This window comes from Undibacterium sp. FW305-107 (assembly GCF_058788535.1).
This window is the reverse complement of sequence record NZ_JBYTAV010000017.1, coordinates 79,376-94,227: the sequence shown is the minus strand read 5'-3', so window position 1 is coordinate 94,227 and position 14,852 is coordinate 79,376. Positions and strand designations below refer to the sequence as shown.

General features: G+C 51.9%; 16 protein-coding genes. 11 read left to right on the top strand and 5 right to left on the bottom strand.

Features of this window, described 5'->3' with window-relative positions:
* The 10 genes from AC3WQT_RS27270 to AC3WQT_RS27225 all read left to right on the top strand — a co-directional run.
* On the top strand, window positions 1-420 hold a 420-nt coding region (locus AC3WQT_RS27270; protein WP_492708929.1), incomplete at its 5' end, for an ExbD/TolR family protein.
* A gap of 250 nt (window positions 421-670) precedes the next feature.
* Window positions 671-1,615 carry a glucosamine kinase nucleotide-binding domain-containing protein gene (locus AC3WQT_RS27265; RefSeq protein ID WP_492708927.1) on the top strand — a complete coding sequence of 315 codons (945 nt, stop codon included), beginning with the start codon at window positions 671-673 and terminating at the stop codon, window positions 1,613-1,615.
* Window positions 1,616-1,637: 22 nt separating this feature from the next.
* Window positions 1,638-2,372, top strand: a complete 735-nt coding sequence (locus AC3WQT_RS27260) for a GntR family transcriptional regulator (protein WP_492708925.1) — start codon at window positions 1,638-1,640, stop codon at window positions 2,370-2,372.
* Window positions 2,369-3,490, top strand: a complete 1,122-nt coding sequence (gene nagA / locus AC3WQT_RS27255; protein WP_492708923.1) for an N-acetylglucosamine-6-phosphate deacetylase — start codon at window positions 2,369-2,371, stop codon at window positions 3,488-3,490. The genes AC3WQT_RS27260 and nagA overlap by 4 nt, the downstream gene beginning before the upstream one ends.
* Window positions 3,483-4,493, top strand: a complete 1,011-nt coding sequence (locus AC3WQT_RS27250) for an SIS domain-containing protein (protein WP_423012122.1) — start codon at window positions 3,483-3,485, stop codon at window positions 4,491-4,493. Before nagA ends, AC3WQT_RS27250 begins: the two co-directional genes overlap by 8 nt.
* A 170-nt stretch (window positions 4,494-4,663) precedes the next feature.
* A complete protein-coding gene (locus AC3WQT_RS27245; RefSeq protein ID WP_492708921.1) occupies window positions 4,664-5,905 on the top strand; it encodes an ABC transporter substrate-binding protein in 1,242 nt (413 codons plus the stop codon).
* Window positions 5,902-6,816 (top strand): carbohydrate ABC transporter permease, encoded by a 915-nt coding sequence (locus tag AC3WQT_RS27240; protein WP_492708919.1) that lies wholly within the window; start codon window positions 5,902-5,904, stop codon window positions 6,814-6,816. The genes AC3WQT_RS27245 and AC3WQT_RS27240 overlap by 4 nt, the downstream gene beginning before the upstream one ends.
* A gap of 2 nt (window positions 6,817-6,818) precedes the next feature.
* Window positions 6,819-7,640, top strand: a complete 822-nt coding sequence (locus AC3WQT_RS27235; protein ID WP_492708917.1) for a carbohydrate ABC transporter permease — start codon at window positions 6,819-6,821, stop codon at window positions 7,638-7,640.
* Window positions 7,637-9,181: a beta-N-acetylhexosaminidase gene (gene nagZ / locus AC3WQT_RS27230; RefSeq protein WP_492708915.1), complete on the top strand. Its 1,545-nt coding sequence runs from the start codon at window positions 7,637-7,639 to the stop codon at window positions 9,179-9,181. Before AC3WQT_RS27235 ends, nagZ begins: the two co-directional genes overlap by 4 nt.
* Window positions 9,182-9,192: 11 nt before the next feature.
* Window positions 9,193-10,287, top strand: a complete 1,095-nt coding sequence (locus AC3WQT_RS27225; protein ID WP_492708913.1) for an ABC transporter ATP-binding protein — start codon at window positions 9,193-9,195, stop codon at window positions 10,285-10,287.
* A 59-nt stretch (window positions 10,288-10,346) separates the two neighbouring features.
* Here AC3WQT_RS27225 and AC3WQT_RS27220 read toward each other — a convergent pair whose 3' ends face one another.
* The 4 genes from AC3WQT_RS27220 to AC3WQT_RS27205 all read right to left on the bottom strand — a co-directional run bounded on the left by AC3WQT_RS27220 (window position 10,347) and on the right by AC3WQT_RS27205 (window position 12,679).
* On the bottom strand, window positions 10,347-10,868 hold the full coding sequence (locus tag AC3WQT_RS27220) for a hypothetical protein (protein ID WP_492708911.1): 522 nt from the start codon (window positions 10,866-10,868) through the stop codon (window positions 10,347-10,349).
* Window positions 10,869-10,994: 126 nt separating this feature from the next.
* Window positions 10,995-11,480 carry a hypothetical protein gene (locus AC3WQT_RS27215; RefSeq protein WP_492708909.1) on the bottom strand — a complete coding sequence of 162 codons (486 nt, stop codon included), beginning with the start codon at window positions 11,478-11,480 and terminating at the stop codon, window positions 10,995-10,997.
* On the bottom strand, window positions 11,428-11,643 hold the full coding sequence (locus tag AC3WQT_RS27210) for a DUF4287 domain-containing protein (RefSeq protein WP_492708907.1): 216 nt from the start codon (window positions 11,641-11,643) through the stop codon (window positions 11,428-11,430). Before AC3WQT_RS27210 ends, AC3WQT_RS27215 begins: the two co-directional genes overlap by 53 nt.
* A 124-nt stretch (window positions 11,644-11,767) precedes the next feature.
* Window positions 11,768-12,679 carry a LysR family transcriptional regulator gene (locus AC3WQT_RS27205; protein ID WP_492708905.1) on the bottom strand — a complete coding sequence of 304 codons (912 nt, stop codon included), beginning with the start codon at window positions 12,677-12,679 and terminating at the stop codon, window positions 11,768-11,770.
* A 129-nt stretch (window positions 12,680-12,808) separates the two neighbouring features.
* On the opposite strand from AC3WQT_RS27205, the gene AC3WQT_RS27200 reads away from it, so the two are divergent.
* A complete protein-coding gene (locus AC3WQT_RS27200; RefSeq protein ID WP_492708903.1) occupies window positions 12,809-13,819 on the top strand; it encodes a zinc-binding alcohol dehydrogenase family protein in 1,011 nt (336 codons plus the stop codon).
* Window positions 13,820-13,879: 60 nt separating this feature from the next.
* Here the strand turns inward: AC3WQT_RS27200 and AC3WQT_RS27195 are convergent, their stop codons facing one another.
* Window positions 13,880-14,746 (bottom strand): DUF2306 domain-containing protein, encoded by an 867-nt coding sequence (locus AC3WQT_RS27195; RefSeq protein WP_492708901.1) that lies wholly within the window; start codon window positions 14,744-14,746, stop codon window positions 13,880-13,882.
* Window positions 14,747-14,852: the final 106 nt, after the last annotated feature.

The window sequence follows — 14,852 nt, the reverse complement described above, 5'->3', positions numbered from 1 at the left end:
GGCTCCGGTGGTGGTTCAGCCGATCCGGAAGTGATGATAGAAATGAACATGACGCCGCTGATTGACGTCATGCTGGTCTTGATCATCATGTTGATTATTACCATTCCTATTCAGAATCACGCAGTGAACCTGAATATGCCGACAGGCACGCCACCACCGCCGTTGAAAGAGCCTGTCGTCGTGAATATCGACGTGGACTTCGACGGCACGGTGTCCTGGAATGGCACGGCAGTAGATCATACGCAATTGGAAGCCAAGTTGTCTGAATCGGCAGCGATGCCTGCAGGTGACCAGCCAGAGATCCACCTGCGTCCGGTTGCTGTTGTGCCTTACAAGTCTGTGGCTGCGGTCATGGCGGCGGCACAGCGTCTTGGTGTCACCAAGATCGGTATGGTCGGGAATGAGCAGTTCTTGAAGTAAAAAAAGTCACTACAGGCGCTAATACAAGTTGCCATGGTACTTGTAGTGAATGGGGCAAGTACCAGGCCTGTTTCATTGTGCTGGATGGCAATAGTGTGGTGGAAACAAAAGAGGCAAAATTAAATTTAACGATACCACTTAAATACCTATTGACATCCACTAGTAAAAAAACTTACAGTGAGGCTTAAAATAGTAGCAGAAGTACAGATTCCGATTCGACCTGATAAAACTTACCACCATTTACTTATCAATGAACAAACAAGCAGAACATCTTTCTACATCTGATTTGTCAGCGACTGCAGTACAGTCCTCAACAAAACCTGCTTGTACATATTTGATTGGTGCCGATGGTGGTGGTACTGGCACGCGAGTGGTGTTGGCTGACGCAAGTGGTAAAGAGCTGAGTCGTGGTAGTGCCGGCCCTTCTGGCCTGGCGCATGGCCGGGATAAAGCCTGGCAATCAATCTTGCTGGCGACCCAGCAAGCTTTTGCGGCAGCAAACCTGGACGTGCCAGCCCTGGCTGATATGGCTGTGGGCTGCGGCCTGGCTGGTGTTCATAATATTCACTGGGCCAGGGAGTTTGTTGCGCTCAATCCTGGCTTCGGTGCTGTCTGTGCAGAAACCGATGCCTATACCACTTTGCTGGGCGCACTTGATGGCAAGCCTGGCTCTATCATTGCTTTAGGAACTGGTAGCGTCGGTGAAGTTTTGTTACCTGATGGCCAGCGTCGTGAGGTCGGTGGCTGGGGTTTCCCGGTCAGTGATGAGGCCAGCGGTGCCTGGTTGGGTATGCGCGCCGTCAATCATTTGCAACGTGTGCTGGATGGCCGTGCTGCCTCCAATCCATTTGCCAGTGCAGTGCTGACACATTGTGGCGGTGATAAAGATGCCGTATTCGCCTGGCTGGCCCTGGCCAATCAAACCCGTTATGCCGAATTGGCCCCTCTGGTGATACGTTTCGCTTCTGAGGTAGACGTCGCACGCGAGATCATGCTGGAAGCGGGTAAGGAAGTCGCCATCATGGCGCAAGCCCTTGACCCCGAATCTGCTCTGCCCATCGCACTGTGTGGCGGTTTGGCAGCGCCAGTAGCCAGCTATTTGCCAGCCGCTTTAAAAGAGAGAATACAAATGCCCAAAGCCGATTCAGCAATTGGTGCTCTCATCCTGATACAGCAGCATTTGCAAGCCAAATAAATACATAAAAAGAGAGAAAGACATGCTGGCACAATTGATAGACTTTAAACCTGATGCAGAAAGTTCTACCCCCTTGTATCTGCAATTGGCGAACAAGCTCGCGAACGGTATACATAGCGGATTGTGGCAGCCGGACGAAGCCTTGCCCTCCGAGCGCATGTTATCTGATACTCTGGAAATCTCACGCGTCACAGCGCGTAAGGCCATAGACATGTTGTGCGAGCGTGGCATGCTGACGCGCAAACATGGCTCTGGCACTTACATCACACCGAAGCTGGAGCAGCCGCTGTCGCGTCTGACCAACTTCAGTGAAGAATTGCGCAACCGTGGTTTTGTTCCGGGTTCACGCTGGTTGTCACGCGAAACTGGTATCGCTTCGCCAGAAGAAATCTTATCTTTGGGTTTATCGCCTAATACCGTGGTATCGCGCCTCAAGCGCTTGCGTACCGCCGACAATGTCGTGATGGCGATAGAAAGCTCGACCATTCCGGCAATCTATATGCCAAATCCTAAACTGGTGAGCGACAGCCTGTACGGTTACCTGGAATCGCATAATTTGTCACCGACACGCGCCTTGCAGCATATACGTGCCGTCAATGCGACTGCTGAACAGGCGCGCCTGGCGGACATCAAACAGGGCGCAGCGATGTTGTTCATCACCCGTGTTGCCTACCTCCCTAACGGTGCAGCGATAGAACTGTCGCATTCTTATTGCCGTAGTGACTACTATGACTTTGTGGCGGAGTTGTTCAGATGAGCTTGCAACAACAAGTGCAGGGACAAATACTGACACCGCAAGGCTGGGTGCATGGCTCTCTGGTATTCGATGAAAGAGTGCAGACCATCACTGCTGACGCAGAGAGTACTGCCGATGCAGAATCCCTGTATTACATCCTGCCTGGCTTTGTCGATTTGCACGTGCATGGAGCCGGCGGCAAAGACACCATGGAGGCTGGCGATGCCGTCGAAATCATCGCCCGCAAGCATGCCAAACACGGCACCACCAGCATGCTGGCCACCACCATGACAGCGCCGCTGTCTGATCTGGAACTGGCCTTGAAGGCGATCAGGCCGCTGGTAGATAAGCGCAGCAGCGGTTCTGCCCGCATATTGGGTGTGCATCTGGAAGGGCCATATATCAACCCCGGCAAGCTCGGTGCGCAGCCAGACTTTGCCCACACCGGTTCGCTGGAACAGGTGCGCCACCTCGATGCAATAGCGCCAATCCGCCTGATTACCGTAGCACCTGAAATGGATGGTCATTTGCAACTGGTGCGCGAACTGACAGCCATAGGCATGCAGGTGCAGATAGGCCATACCCTCGGGACTTATGAAGAGGGCAAGGCTGCACTGGAAAACGGTGCTACCGGTTTTACCCACTTGTATAACGCCATGTCACGCCTTGATCACCGCGCACCTGGTATGGTCGGTGCAGCTTTAGCGCATGCGCAGTTTTCTGAAATTATTCCCGACTTGTTGCACGTCCACCCTGGCGCCATCAAAGCCGCCATGCGTGCGATTCCGCATCTGTATTGCGTCACTGATTCCACCGCAGCTTCCGGCATGCCGGATGGGCAATACATGCTGGGCCGCCAGGTCGTGCATAAATGCCTTGGTGGTGTGCGTCTTGAAGATGGCACGCTGGCAGGCAGCACCCTGACCATGGATCAGGCTTTGCGCAATCTGGTCAGCATAGGCCTGGACCTGGAAGATGCATCGAAGCGTGTTTCTACCTACGCAGCCGATTATCTGGGACTGAATGAGCGTGGCCGCCTGCAGGCAGGCAGTTACGCAGACCTGGTTGTGCTGGACCGTCAGCTCAACCTTATCGCTGTTTATGTAGAAGGAGAAAAGATTGACCTCGCAGATGCTTAAGGAAGCCAGCTCTTCCGCTGATTTTGTAGCCGAACAACTCAAACATGAAGGTGAGCGCTATGCCGAACTTGGCGCACACTTGCGCGCCAAACCACCAACATCCGTCGTTACCGTTGCCCGTGGCAGCTCAGACCATGCCGCCAATTATGCAGCCTATCTGATCATGGCCAGGGTAGGGCGCATCGTCGCTTCCCTGCCCATGTCTCTGGTGACCTTGAACAAGGCACCATTGGCAGCCAAAGACGCTCTGGCAATTGCAATTTCTCAGTCTGGTCAAAGCCCTGACGTGGTTGAGCCTATCCGCTATTTCCGCGAAGGTGGCGCTACTACCGTGGCCCTCGTCAACGACGCAGCATCACCACTGGCACAAAGCGCAGAATGGACCATGCCATTGCATGCAGGCCCGGAATTGAGTGTGGCTGCGACAAAGAGTTTTATCACTTCCCTGGTTGCAGGCGCACGCCTGGCAGGTCACTGGCAAAACGATGCAGAATTTTTGGCAGCGATAGAGCAGTTGCCAGAATCCTTGCACGCTGCCACCAAGCTCGACTGGTCACCTGCAATAGAAGTTTTGCAGCCCGCATCACGCATCATGGTAGTGGGCCGTGGTATTAGTTTCCCGGTAGCGCTGGAGTCTGCACTTAAATTCAAAGAGACTTCCGTCATCCAGGCAGAAGCTTTCAGCGGTGCAGAAATCAAGCATGGCCCTATGGCACTGATACATGATGGTTATCCATTATTGATATTCGCAACCCGCGGTCCGGCACAAGCTGGCCTGATTGCCCTGGCAGAAGAGATGCGTGGACGTGGCGCGAATGTCTTGCTGGCAGCACCAGAAGATGTCAAGGAACGTAACCTGACTTTGCCAGTTGCGGCAACACCTGATCTTGATCCTGTGGTTGCAATACAAGCCTTCTACATGATGGCAGCCAACCTGTCGATTGCCCGTGGCCTGGACCCGGACAAGCCAAGGCACTTGAGCAAAGTCACAAAGACAAATTGACACAGCTGAAGCAGCAGGCTATTTTTTAAAAACTTTAAAAATAGATACTGCCCCCCAGTATTTTTATTAATGGCAAGATTGGTATGGTTAAAATGCAAAATTGCTTAAAAATATTGGGGAGTATGTGTAAAAGACTGATTTCGAAGTCGAAATTACGCTTGGCCTTGAGCGTGCTGATATTGAGTTTCGGCTTGCACGGCAATGCCTTTGCCGTGCAGAAAATCGAATTCTGGACCATGAGCCTGAAGCCAAAATTCATTCCCTATTTTCAGGAACTCGTCAAAAATTACGAAGCCCAACACCCCGGCATCAAGCTCGAATGGGTGGATTTTCCCTGGGATATTCTGCAATTAAAACTGATCACCGCCATCGCTGCAGGTACGCCACCAGCACTCGTAAATTTGAGCGTGCCCTGGGCTGAAGAAATGGCGCGCGATGGTTTGCTTGAACCTGTTGATGCCTTGCTGGCAGCGCCAGGTGCTACCAATGACTACACGGATGCGGCATTGGCTGATCTGCGTTTCAATGGCAAGGTCTATGGCTTTCCGCATTACAGCAACGTCAATGTGATTGCCTATAACCGCAAGATACTGGCAGCGGCTGGCATCTTCCAGGCACCACGCAGCATGGATGAATTGCTGACCCAGGCCGTCATGATTTCCCTCAAAACTGGCAAGCCTGGCTATGCACCGGCACTCGGAAAGATCGATGGTTTTTTCATGCAGCAGGGGCTGGATTTGATGCGTGATGGCAAGGCAGTCTTCAATTCTCCAGCCCATGTGACATTGATCAAAAAACTGGCTGCCACTTACAAGGCAGGCGGTTTTTTAAAAGATAAATTATTTGCTGAAGACAATTTCCCTGCCGTGGTAGATGCCTATCTCGGTGGTCGTCTTGGCGTCATGGTCAGCGCACCGACTGCCATCAAACGCATACAGACTGATGCACCAGAAATTTATGCGCAGACCGGTATCTTCCCCGTGCCGCCAGGGCCAACCGGCATTAATGACGGTGGCTGGATGTTTCATTTCGCCATACCTAAAGGTGTAAAGAAAAAGGATATACCCGAAGTGGCAGCCTTCGCCCGCTATCTCACCAGCGATGCCAACCAGTTGACGTTTTCCCGCCAGGCTGGTGTCATGCCGACCACCAAACAGGCATTGATAAATCCCTACTTCAAGAAGATATTACCCAACGCGGGCGCGTCGGAGCAGGCATTGGCGGTTGCAGCAAACTCCATGAATTCTGCCCGCAGTCTGTATGTCAGCGGCATAGATGATTATAATGAATTGCGCCGTTTCCTGGTCAAGGCCGTCGAGGCAGGCGTTACCGGTCGCCGTGATATACAGGAAGCGCTGGATGAAGCTGTAGGCATCTGGAACCGTAAATTGCAAGGGCCAAAGTTGCCATGAGCAAGTTGCTTACACCCTTACCTGCGTCCACACCTGTATCCGCAACCAGCAAGCGGTACAACCTGCTGGCTTATGCCTTCCTGACACCAGCATTGCTGTTGCTGATGATGTTTTCTTTCTGGCCCGTCATGTATGGCTCTTACCTGAGTTTTACTGATTTCAGTCTGATACGCGAAGTGCATTGGGTAGGCTTTGCCAATTATCGCGCCCTGTTTGCGAATGACATGTTTTTGACGGGGCTTAAAAATTCCCTGCTGTTTTTGCTGGTCGTGCCCTTTACGCAATTGGGGGCGATCTCGCTGGCAGTGCTGGTGAATAATCAATTGCCCGGTATACGCTGGTTTCGCGCTGCCTATTATGTGCCGGTAGTGACTACGGTTTCTGTGGTCGGCATCATGTGGGGCTTCATGTTCCATGAGCAGGGCACACTGAATTATGTGCTGCTGCAATTGCATCTGATTGCTGCACCGCTGGGCTGGTTATCGGATGATGCACTTGCTCTGTTTGCCGTCATGTTCGTCTCTTTCTGGCGCGGCCTGGGCTGGTATATGGTGATGTATCTGGCTGCCTTGCAGTCACTGCCCGCCGAGATGCAGGAAGCTGCAATACTCGATGGTGCCAATCGCTGGCAACGCTTCTGGCGCATCACCGTGCCCATGCTGAAGCCGACGATACTGGTCTGCAGCATCATGTCGGTGCTTGCTGCTCTCAAAGCCTATCAGGAAGTCGATGTGCTGACCCAGGGTGGCCCCATGAATTCCACCTTCACGGCCCTGTATTACGCTTATGACCAGGGTTTGAAGCACTTGAAACTGCCGCGCGGTTTGGCTGCGAGTTTCGTTGTCTCCCTCTGCTGCATGGCGATCGCTTTCGTCTGCCTGCGCTGGCTTAAACCTGGGCACAGGGAATGAGCATGCATATCAAAAAAGTCCTGCGCACGGCTTCTCAATATGGCTTGCTGAGTCTGATTGCCATCATCTGTATTTTCCCCTTCTGGTGGACGCTGGTGGTAGCAATGTCCACCGAGGGTAATCTGTTTGAATTTCCACCCACGTTTTGGCCGCGTGGTATTTCGCTGGATAATTTTATAGAGGCTTTCCGCGTCATCCCTATCATCGCCTTCTACAAGAATTCATTGCTGATCACTTTGGCGACAGTACTGGGCAAGCTCGTTGTTTGCTCACTCGCTGCTTACCCCTTATCACGCATGCAATTCAGCGGCAGCAAGCTCATCATGGGCGTGATACTGGCGACCATGATCTTGCCTTCTGAAGTCAATTTCCTGGTCAACTTCATCACCATGACCAAAATATCCCTGGTGAATACTTATACCGCCGTGGTCTTGCCAAATATCGTGACGGCAGTCTCGATACTCTTGCTGAAACAGGCTTTTGATGAAGTGCCGCAAGACTTGCTTGATGCCGCCCGCGTCGATGGTGCCAGCGAATGGATCATCTTTTATCGCATCGTCCTGCCATTGATTACCCCCTGGCTGGCCACGGTGGGGATCCTGACTGCGGTGGAGGCATGGAATGAATACATCTGGCCATCGATAGTCATCAGCAAGCCAGAAGATTTTCCCTTATCTGCCGGTGTGCTGTATTTGCGCGGCACTTATGGCAGCAGCACTCGCGTGATTGCGGCAGGAACCATTTTGACAGTTGCACCTATATTGGTCGCCTTTTTATTTACCCAGCGCTTTTTTATGCGCGGCATGGATGGAGCAGTGAAATGACGCAAGACAATAAGCAAGACAACAATAAGCAACAAACCCTGACACGCGAAGAAGCACGCCGCCTGGCCGGACAACTGGTGATGATACGCATGCCCATCACCAGCCTGGATGCGACCTCGGCGCAATTTTTAAAAGATAATCATATCCGTGGCATTTGCCTGTTCAGGCAAAACATGGTTGACGAAATCCAGCTGAAAAAACTGACGGCTGATCTGCGCCTTATCTTGGGGGAGGGGGCGCTGATCGGTATCGATCAGGAAGGGGGCGCAGTCGTGCGTTCCACCTGGGTACCGCAGCCCCCGGCGGCAATGTCGCTGGGGGCCAGCGATGATACTGAGCTATGCCGCCAGGTGGGCGCTGCTGTCGCGCGCGGTGTCAAGGCGCTGGGCTTCAACTGGAACTTTGCGCCTGTGCTGGATTTGAATAATAACGTCGATAATCCCGTTATCTCTGAACGTTCGTTTGGCTCTGATCCCAAGCGTGCCAGTGAACTGGCCCTGGCCTGGATGGACGGCAGCCTGGCCGAAGGCGTGGCTTGCTGCGTCAAACATTTCCCCGGTCATGGCGACACCAATGTTGATTCCCATCGTGACCTGCCAACCGTGAACAAGAGCCTGGCAGAATTGCAGGCGCTGGAACTGGCACCTTTCCAGACCGCAGTCAGCCGCAATGCACCAGCGATGATGACCGCGCATATCGTTTACCCCGCACTGGATGCAGAAAACCCTGCCACCATGTCCAAGCCCATCCTGACCGGCCTGTTGCGCGATCAATGGAATTACCAGGGCGTGGTGATTACGGACGGCATGGACATGCATGCCATAGCAGGCCGTTATGGTGTAGGCAATGCAGCTGTACGCGCCTTGCTGGCCGGTGCCGACATGGTCATGGCACTGGGCACCACAGAGACGCAACTGGAAACCCTGAATGCCTTGACCGAAGTAATTTTTTCTGGCCAGATTTCTCTCGCAGAAGTGCAGCAAAAACTGCAGCGCATGGCAGACCTGACCAGGACCTACCCCTGCATAGACACCGCCTACCAGACCGACATGGCAGACCGCATCCTCATGTCCACCGCCTGGAAGCGTGGCCTGACTACCCAGGGCAATGCACAACCGCCTGCGAAGAGCAGCAAGCTGCGTCTCGTCATCAGCGCCGACGTGGTCAGCGATGGCGTTTCAGAAGCAGGCATACCCGCAGCAAAAGTCAGCGTCATGCTCGCCAGTTTGTATGATGTTGATACCGTTACCTTTGACAATGCCGACAGTTTTGACTGGAGCGCCTTGCCAGATGATGGCCGCTTTGTCGTACTGGCATCCACCGTGCGCATACGCTACAGCAAGCAGGTACGCGACACCTGGAAGCCAGACCTGCACCTGGTCTTGTGGAACCCGTTTCAAATGCTTGACATTCAGGCACCTGCACTCATCACCTACGGCTTTGCACCACCAGCCATAGATGCAGCACGCGCATGGTTTGCCGCAGAAGTGGTCGCCAGCGGCCAGATACCGGTTGCGGGTTTTTCCAGCGCTGCTGCATAAGGGAATCAGGAATGGCCGAAGTCAGACTGCAGCAGATCAGCAAATCCTATGGCAATAACCAGGTTTTGCAAGGCATAGACCTGCACGTGCGCAATGGTGAATTCATGGTCTTTGTCGGCCCCTCAGGTTGCGGCAAATCCACACTCTTGCGCATGATTGCCGGTCTGGAAGATATCAGTGCCGGTGAACTGCATATAGACAATCAACTGGCGAACGATATCCCGCCCGCCAAGCGCGGCCTGGCCATGGTGTTCCAGTCATATGCGCTGTACCCGCACATGACCGTGTATGAAAACATGGCCTTCAGCCTTAGCCTCACCAGCATGAGCAAGGCCGAGATAGACAAAGCCGTACAACACGCCGCCAGCATCCTGCAAATGAGCCACCTGCTGCAACGCAAGCCACGCGACCTGTCCGGTGGCCAGCGCCAGCGCGTCGCCATAGGCCGCGCCATCGTGCGCAAGCCCGGCTTGTTTCTGTTTGATGAGCCACTATCGAATCTCGACGCCAGCCTGCGCGTACAAATGCGCATAGAACTCAGCAAACTGCACAGAGAACTCGCCGCCACCATGATCTACGTCACGCACGACCAGGTAGAAGCCATGACCCTGGGCCAGCGCATAGCCGTATTCAACGGCGGCAAGATAGAGCAAATAGGCGCACCGCTGGAACTCTACGACAAACCCGCGAATCTCTTCGTCGCAGGCTTCCTCGGTTCACCGAAGATGAATATCCTCAAGGCAAAGGTATTGCGCAATCTGGGTAATGAGGTAGAACTGCAACTGGCAGCAGGCACCCATATCAACGTCCAGCTTGAGAGCAGTAATTTACAGACAGGCGACGAAGTCGGTCTCGGCATCAGGGCAGAACACATCCCGCTGGCTTCACAAAGCACGGAGCACAGCAACCAGCTCGAAGTCTGTATCAGCTTTGTTGAACATCTGGGCGATGCTGCCATCGTCTATGCGACACTGGCGGGTGAAGAAAACCTGTTTGCTATCAAGCTGCCAGCGGATACTTCAGACCTGTATGCGGGAGCTGATCTTTGTATACAACTGCCGGGGCACAGGTGTCATGTGTTTGATGAGAAAGGAAATGCTGTTTGAGATTGACTTGTATGGTTTTAAGGATTATCTGAAAATCTTAATAAATAGGATTTTCTATTTCAAGTATCAATCTTGTTAGCTGGCACGATTCGTTCTTTTTTAAAAGTGCTAACGCATCGTTGCCTTGATTCCATCAATGATTCTTCTTTTTTTGTCTCCGGGTATCCCAATGAACTTAAAAATTCGTCGCATGACTTTCTGTCAAAAGAGTTGATAAGATCTAAAGAAGCATCGATTGTTAGCAATCTGCCGTGTTCATCATTAAATGCGCACGGGTCCAGAATTCTTGCTTTAGGCTTCATGTAACGTTCCTCGCCCGAAACTAATTCGTGCTGCTGTGGCTTTACGGATGCAATAAACATGGCAATACAAAGCATCCATGGTCCGAACATTAAATCAATGACAGTTCCAATGTTATTTGGAAGAATTGCGTCAATGCTTAAAATTAAAAGCACAGCAAGGATCACAGATATAAGAGCTCTGGCGATTAGACCTCGCACAATTAAGTCGATGAATAGAATAACGGAAACAATTAAAGGCAATATGTAAAGCAACACAAAGCTTGCCATGTCAACACCCATGTAACCTCCAAGTGCAATCAATCAGCCAGCTTATCGGAAATTTCTCACACATCATTTTCCAATACTTGCGCACAAATAGAGTGCCAAACATTTGCATCTAAAGCTATAGCGCTTGCCCAATCTATGCTACCGACAAAAGCTGGATGTGGTGCAAATCCATAAAATTGATTTGCGCCGCGATCTATCCCTTTTTTTTTTAAAAAGACAGATACCTTCTGTGAGGAGATTTACTTCCTGCCATTCTGGAGAATTCATCATCGCACGAAAATCATTCATGTTAGCAGCAATGGTATTGATTCCTCCTTCCAGCACGTCCAGGCGTTCGATAAGGCCGCTTTCTCTTTCGAAATACAGATCACCAAAAGCTGAACAACCCAAGGGCCGGACTTTACCAGTTAAAGTCTTGGGCCAATTCGCGAATAGCGTTTGAATATTTAGTGCTGATGCATCGATAAAAATATCTGGCCAGGTAAGCGTAGGTATAGTCATTAAGTTTGACGGTGGGAAGTCAGCACTACGAACATGATGGTCATACTCATGTTCAATAGAGCGAGGTAAATTATTTTTTGTCAGCAGCCAGAGCATAAGCAACGATCGCATTGGCGTGACCATGGCCCATCTCATGTTCAGCCTTGAGCTTGTTCACGATTTCCATGTGCTTTAAACCTTTACTCTTCTGAACCAGGTCCAGCCAGTGTTGGATGGGCTTGCCGTACTTCTTTTCTATCGATGGGAAATAAGAGGCTGGGCCTTTGACTTTTTCTTCGTTTGACATGCTGGGCTTCCTTTCTTCATGAGATCAATTGAAATCGCTTGGATATGATTGTACGAGATTTTTAATTTATTTTTTGATATGCTAAAAATATCATGAAAATATCTCTCTTGCGTCGCTTCAGATACTATTTTTCATATTGAGTTCTGATTGCAAATTTCGCGCTCAAAAACTCTACCAAGGTCCGCACCCGGTTCGGTATAAAACGCCCACTGGGCAGCAAGGCATGCAGCGGATAAGCGTCAGTCTCCCAGTCCGTCAACAAGGCCACCAGGCTGCCATCTTCCAATTCCTGTCTGACATCGATCATTGATTTGAAAATGATGCCTGCACCGGCTATTGCCCACATGCGGGCCAGTGAGGCGTCGTCGGCGCTGCGGTCGCCTTTTACTCTGACTTCCTTCCATTTGCCGTTTTGCCCAAAGCGCCAGGTTTTGTGCAGGCGGCTGCTGCGTTCGAACAGCAGGCAATTGTGCTGGGTAAGGTCTTGCGGTGTTTGCGGGGCGGGGTGGCGGGCCAGGTAGCTAGGGGCGGCGCAGAGTATGGGGCGGCTTTGTGCCAGTACCCTGGCCACCAGGCGTGAGTCTGTCAGGGTGCCATATCTTATTGCCACGTCGACTTCATCACGTACTACGTCCAGTGGCCTGTCACCGACATTCAGCGCCAGTTGCACGCCTGGATGCAGGGCCAGGAATTCATCCAGCCAGGGTAGCAGGGTGGTGCGGGTCAGGTCGGACGGGGCGGCGACGCGTATCGTGCCGACCAGAGCGGTGCGGGCTTCTGATACCTGGGATTCGCCTTCATCGAGCAAATCAAATGCCCTTTGCGCATAGTCGAGCAGGATTTGCCCTTGGGCGGTGATGCGCAGGGCGCGGGTCGATCGTTCGAACAGGCGGGTGCCCAACTGGGTTTCCAGGCGCTTGAGGGTGGCGCTGGCGGCCGCGGGTGTCATGCCCAGCACGCTGGCTGCGCCTGAGAGTGAGCCGCAGCGTGCGGTTTGCACGAGTATATGCAGGTCGCTGAGATTTTCAATTTTCATTTGAAAGTGATAGTTATTTATGGGTCTTATCAATTCATGCTTCAGATTCTACAATGCCTGCACTGATCTGGAAATGTTTCTGGACACCATACCGATACTTAACATAATCAACATACTCAAGGATTCAACATGAAAGCCATTGCTTACCGCCATTCTTTACCTATCGATAACACTGCATCGCTGGAAGATGTGGAATTGCCAAAACCAGCGCTGGAAGCGCGTGACTTGCTGGTGCGCGTAAATGCCATCTCTGTCAATCCTGTGGATACCAAGGTCAGGCTGGGCCGCGCACCTGCTGAAGGCCAGTTGAATGTGCTGGGCTGGGATGCGGTAGGCATAGTGGAAGAAGTTGGCACTGCAGTCAGCAACTTTAAAGCTGGCGATCGTGTGTACTATGCTGGCGCGATAGACCGCCCCGGTGCAAACAGTGAGTTGCATGCTGTCGATGAACGCATAGTCGCCAAGGCTCCAGCTACACTGGATGATGCACAAGCTGCCGCTTTGCCGCTGACTACTATTACTGCCTACGAATTACTGTTTGAACGCCTGGGCGTTGCCAAGAACGGTGGTGCAGGCCAGGCCCTCCTGGTGATAGGTGGTGCCGGTGGCGTCGGCTCCATCCTCATACAACTGGCACGCCAACTGACACAATTGCGTGTGATTGCCACTGCCTCACGTGCCGAGACACGTCAGTGGTGCCTCGATCTGGGTGCACATGCAGTGATCGACCATTCCAAACCGCTGAGCGCTGAATTGAAAGCCATGGGTATCAATGAAGTTGATATCGTTGCTGGCCTGACGCAGACAGCACAGCACTATGCAGAAATCATCGCCAGTCTGAAGCCACAAGGCAAGCTGGCTGTGATTGATGATATGGTGGCGCTGGACTTGATGCAGTTGAAAGGCAAATCCATCTCCCTGCACTGGGAAATGATGTTCACACGCTCTATGTTCAAGACCGTCGATATGGATGAGCAAGGCAAGCTGCTGGCAGAAGTGGCTGCACTGGTGGATGCAGGCAAAGTACGCACGACAGTGAATGCGAACTTTGGCAAGATCAATGCGGCGAATTTGCGCAAGGCCCATGCGCTGATAGAAAGCGGCAAGGCGCAAGGTAAAGTTGTGCTGCAAGGGTTTTAATATTCTTTAAATAGTTAAAAAAGGGGGCATCTTGCCCCCTTTGGTATTGGCGGGCCTGGTTTAAAGACGTGGCAGCCACATACCCATAAACGCCACAAAGATACCCATGCCGCTGGCTGCACTTAAAACCAGCAATATCCCCGCCATGCTGAAGTGAACTGCTTTGTTTTTGCTGTCTTGCGCACGCAAATATAATTCACAGACGATCAACGGTATGAGGGAATTGGCAAAGGAAATGAAGCTCAGAAATGGTCCTTCAAAAGTCTTGGGATTAAAACCTGCCGGGCCATGGTTGATGGCTATCCAGAACATCAGGCCTATGCGGAAGAACCAGACACCATTCGCCACAAGAAACAGGCGCAGTGCCCAGCGGCGGTGAAGGGCGAACTGGTGGGCGAGAGCATGGCGCAAGGCCATGCCTGCGCAAACCAGGATTAATACTGCATTCAGGCTGACACCCAGATGCTGGGTAAAGTCACCAACACCATTGCGTAACCAGACCATGTATAAACCAGTCGTAGCGGCAATGATGAGGCTGGACAAATAGATGCGCCCGTTCCAGCGATGGAATCTTGGTGCTCGTGCGCGGATTTGCGGGATCATCTGCAATATGCCCGCCAGGGTAATACTGGCCGCCAGAAAGATATGTGTAATGATGGCGAAATTGCCTGCGCTGTCGCCTTTGATATAGCCGTGTGGCAGTACTTTGCTCCATGCAGCAAGATCGCCTTTCATTGCTGACAGAACGTAAAAACCCAGAATGTAATACACGAATAAAAGTTGGCCTATGACGGCAACTGAAAACCACAGTACTGCGGCATATTTCAGGCAGGTACGGGAGATTTTTTCTATTCCATATTTTTTCAATGGTGGTGCAGCTTGTGCAGAATATAAATTACTCGTTTCGAAAACAGTATCTTGCGTCATTTGAAAACTCCTTTTAATGAAGTGATTAGTCGTGCCTGATCCTGCCGTACAGGCGTAGGTGTGCTTGCAAAGCGTGCCTGCAAAGGCGGCTTTGCTTTTATGGTTT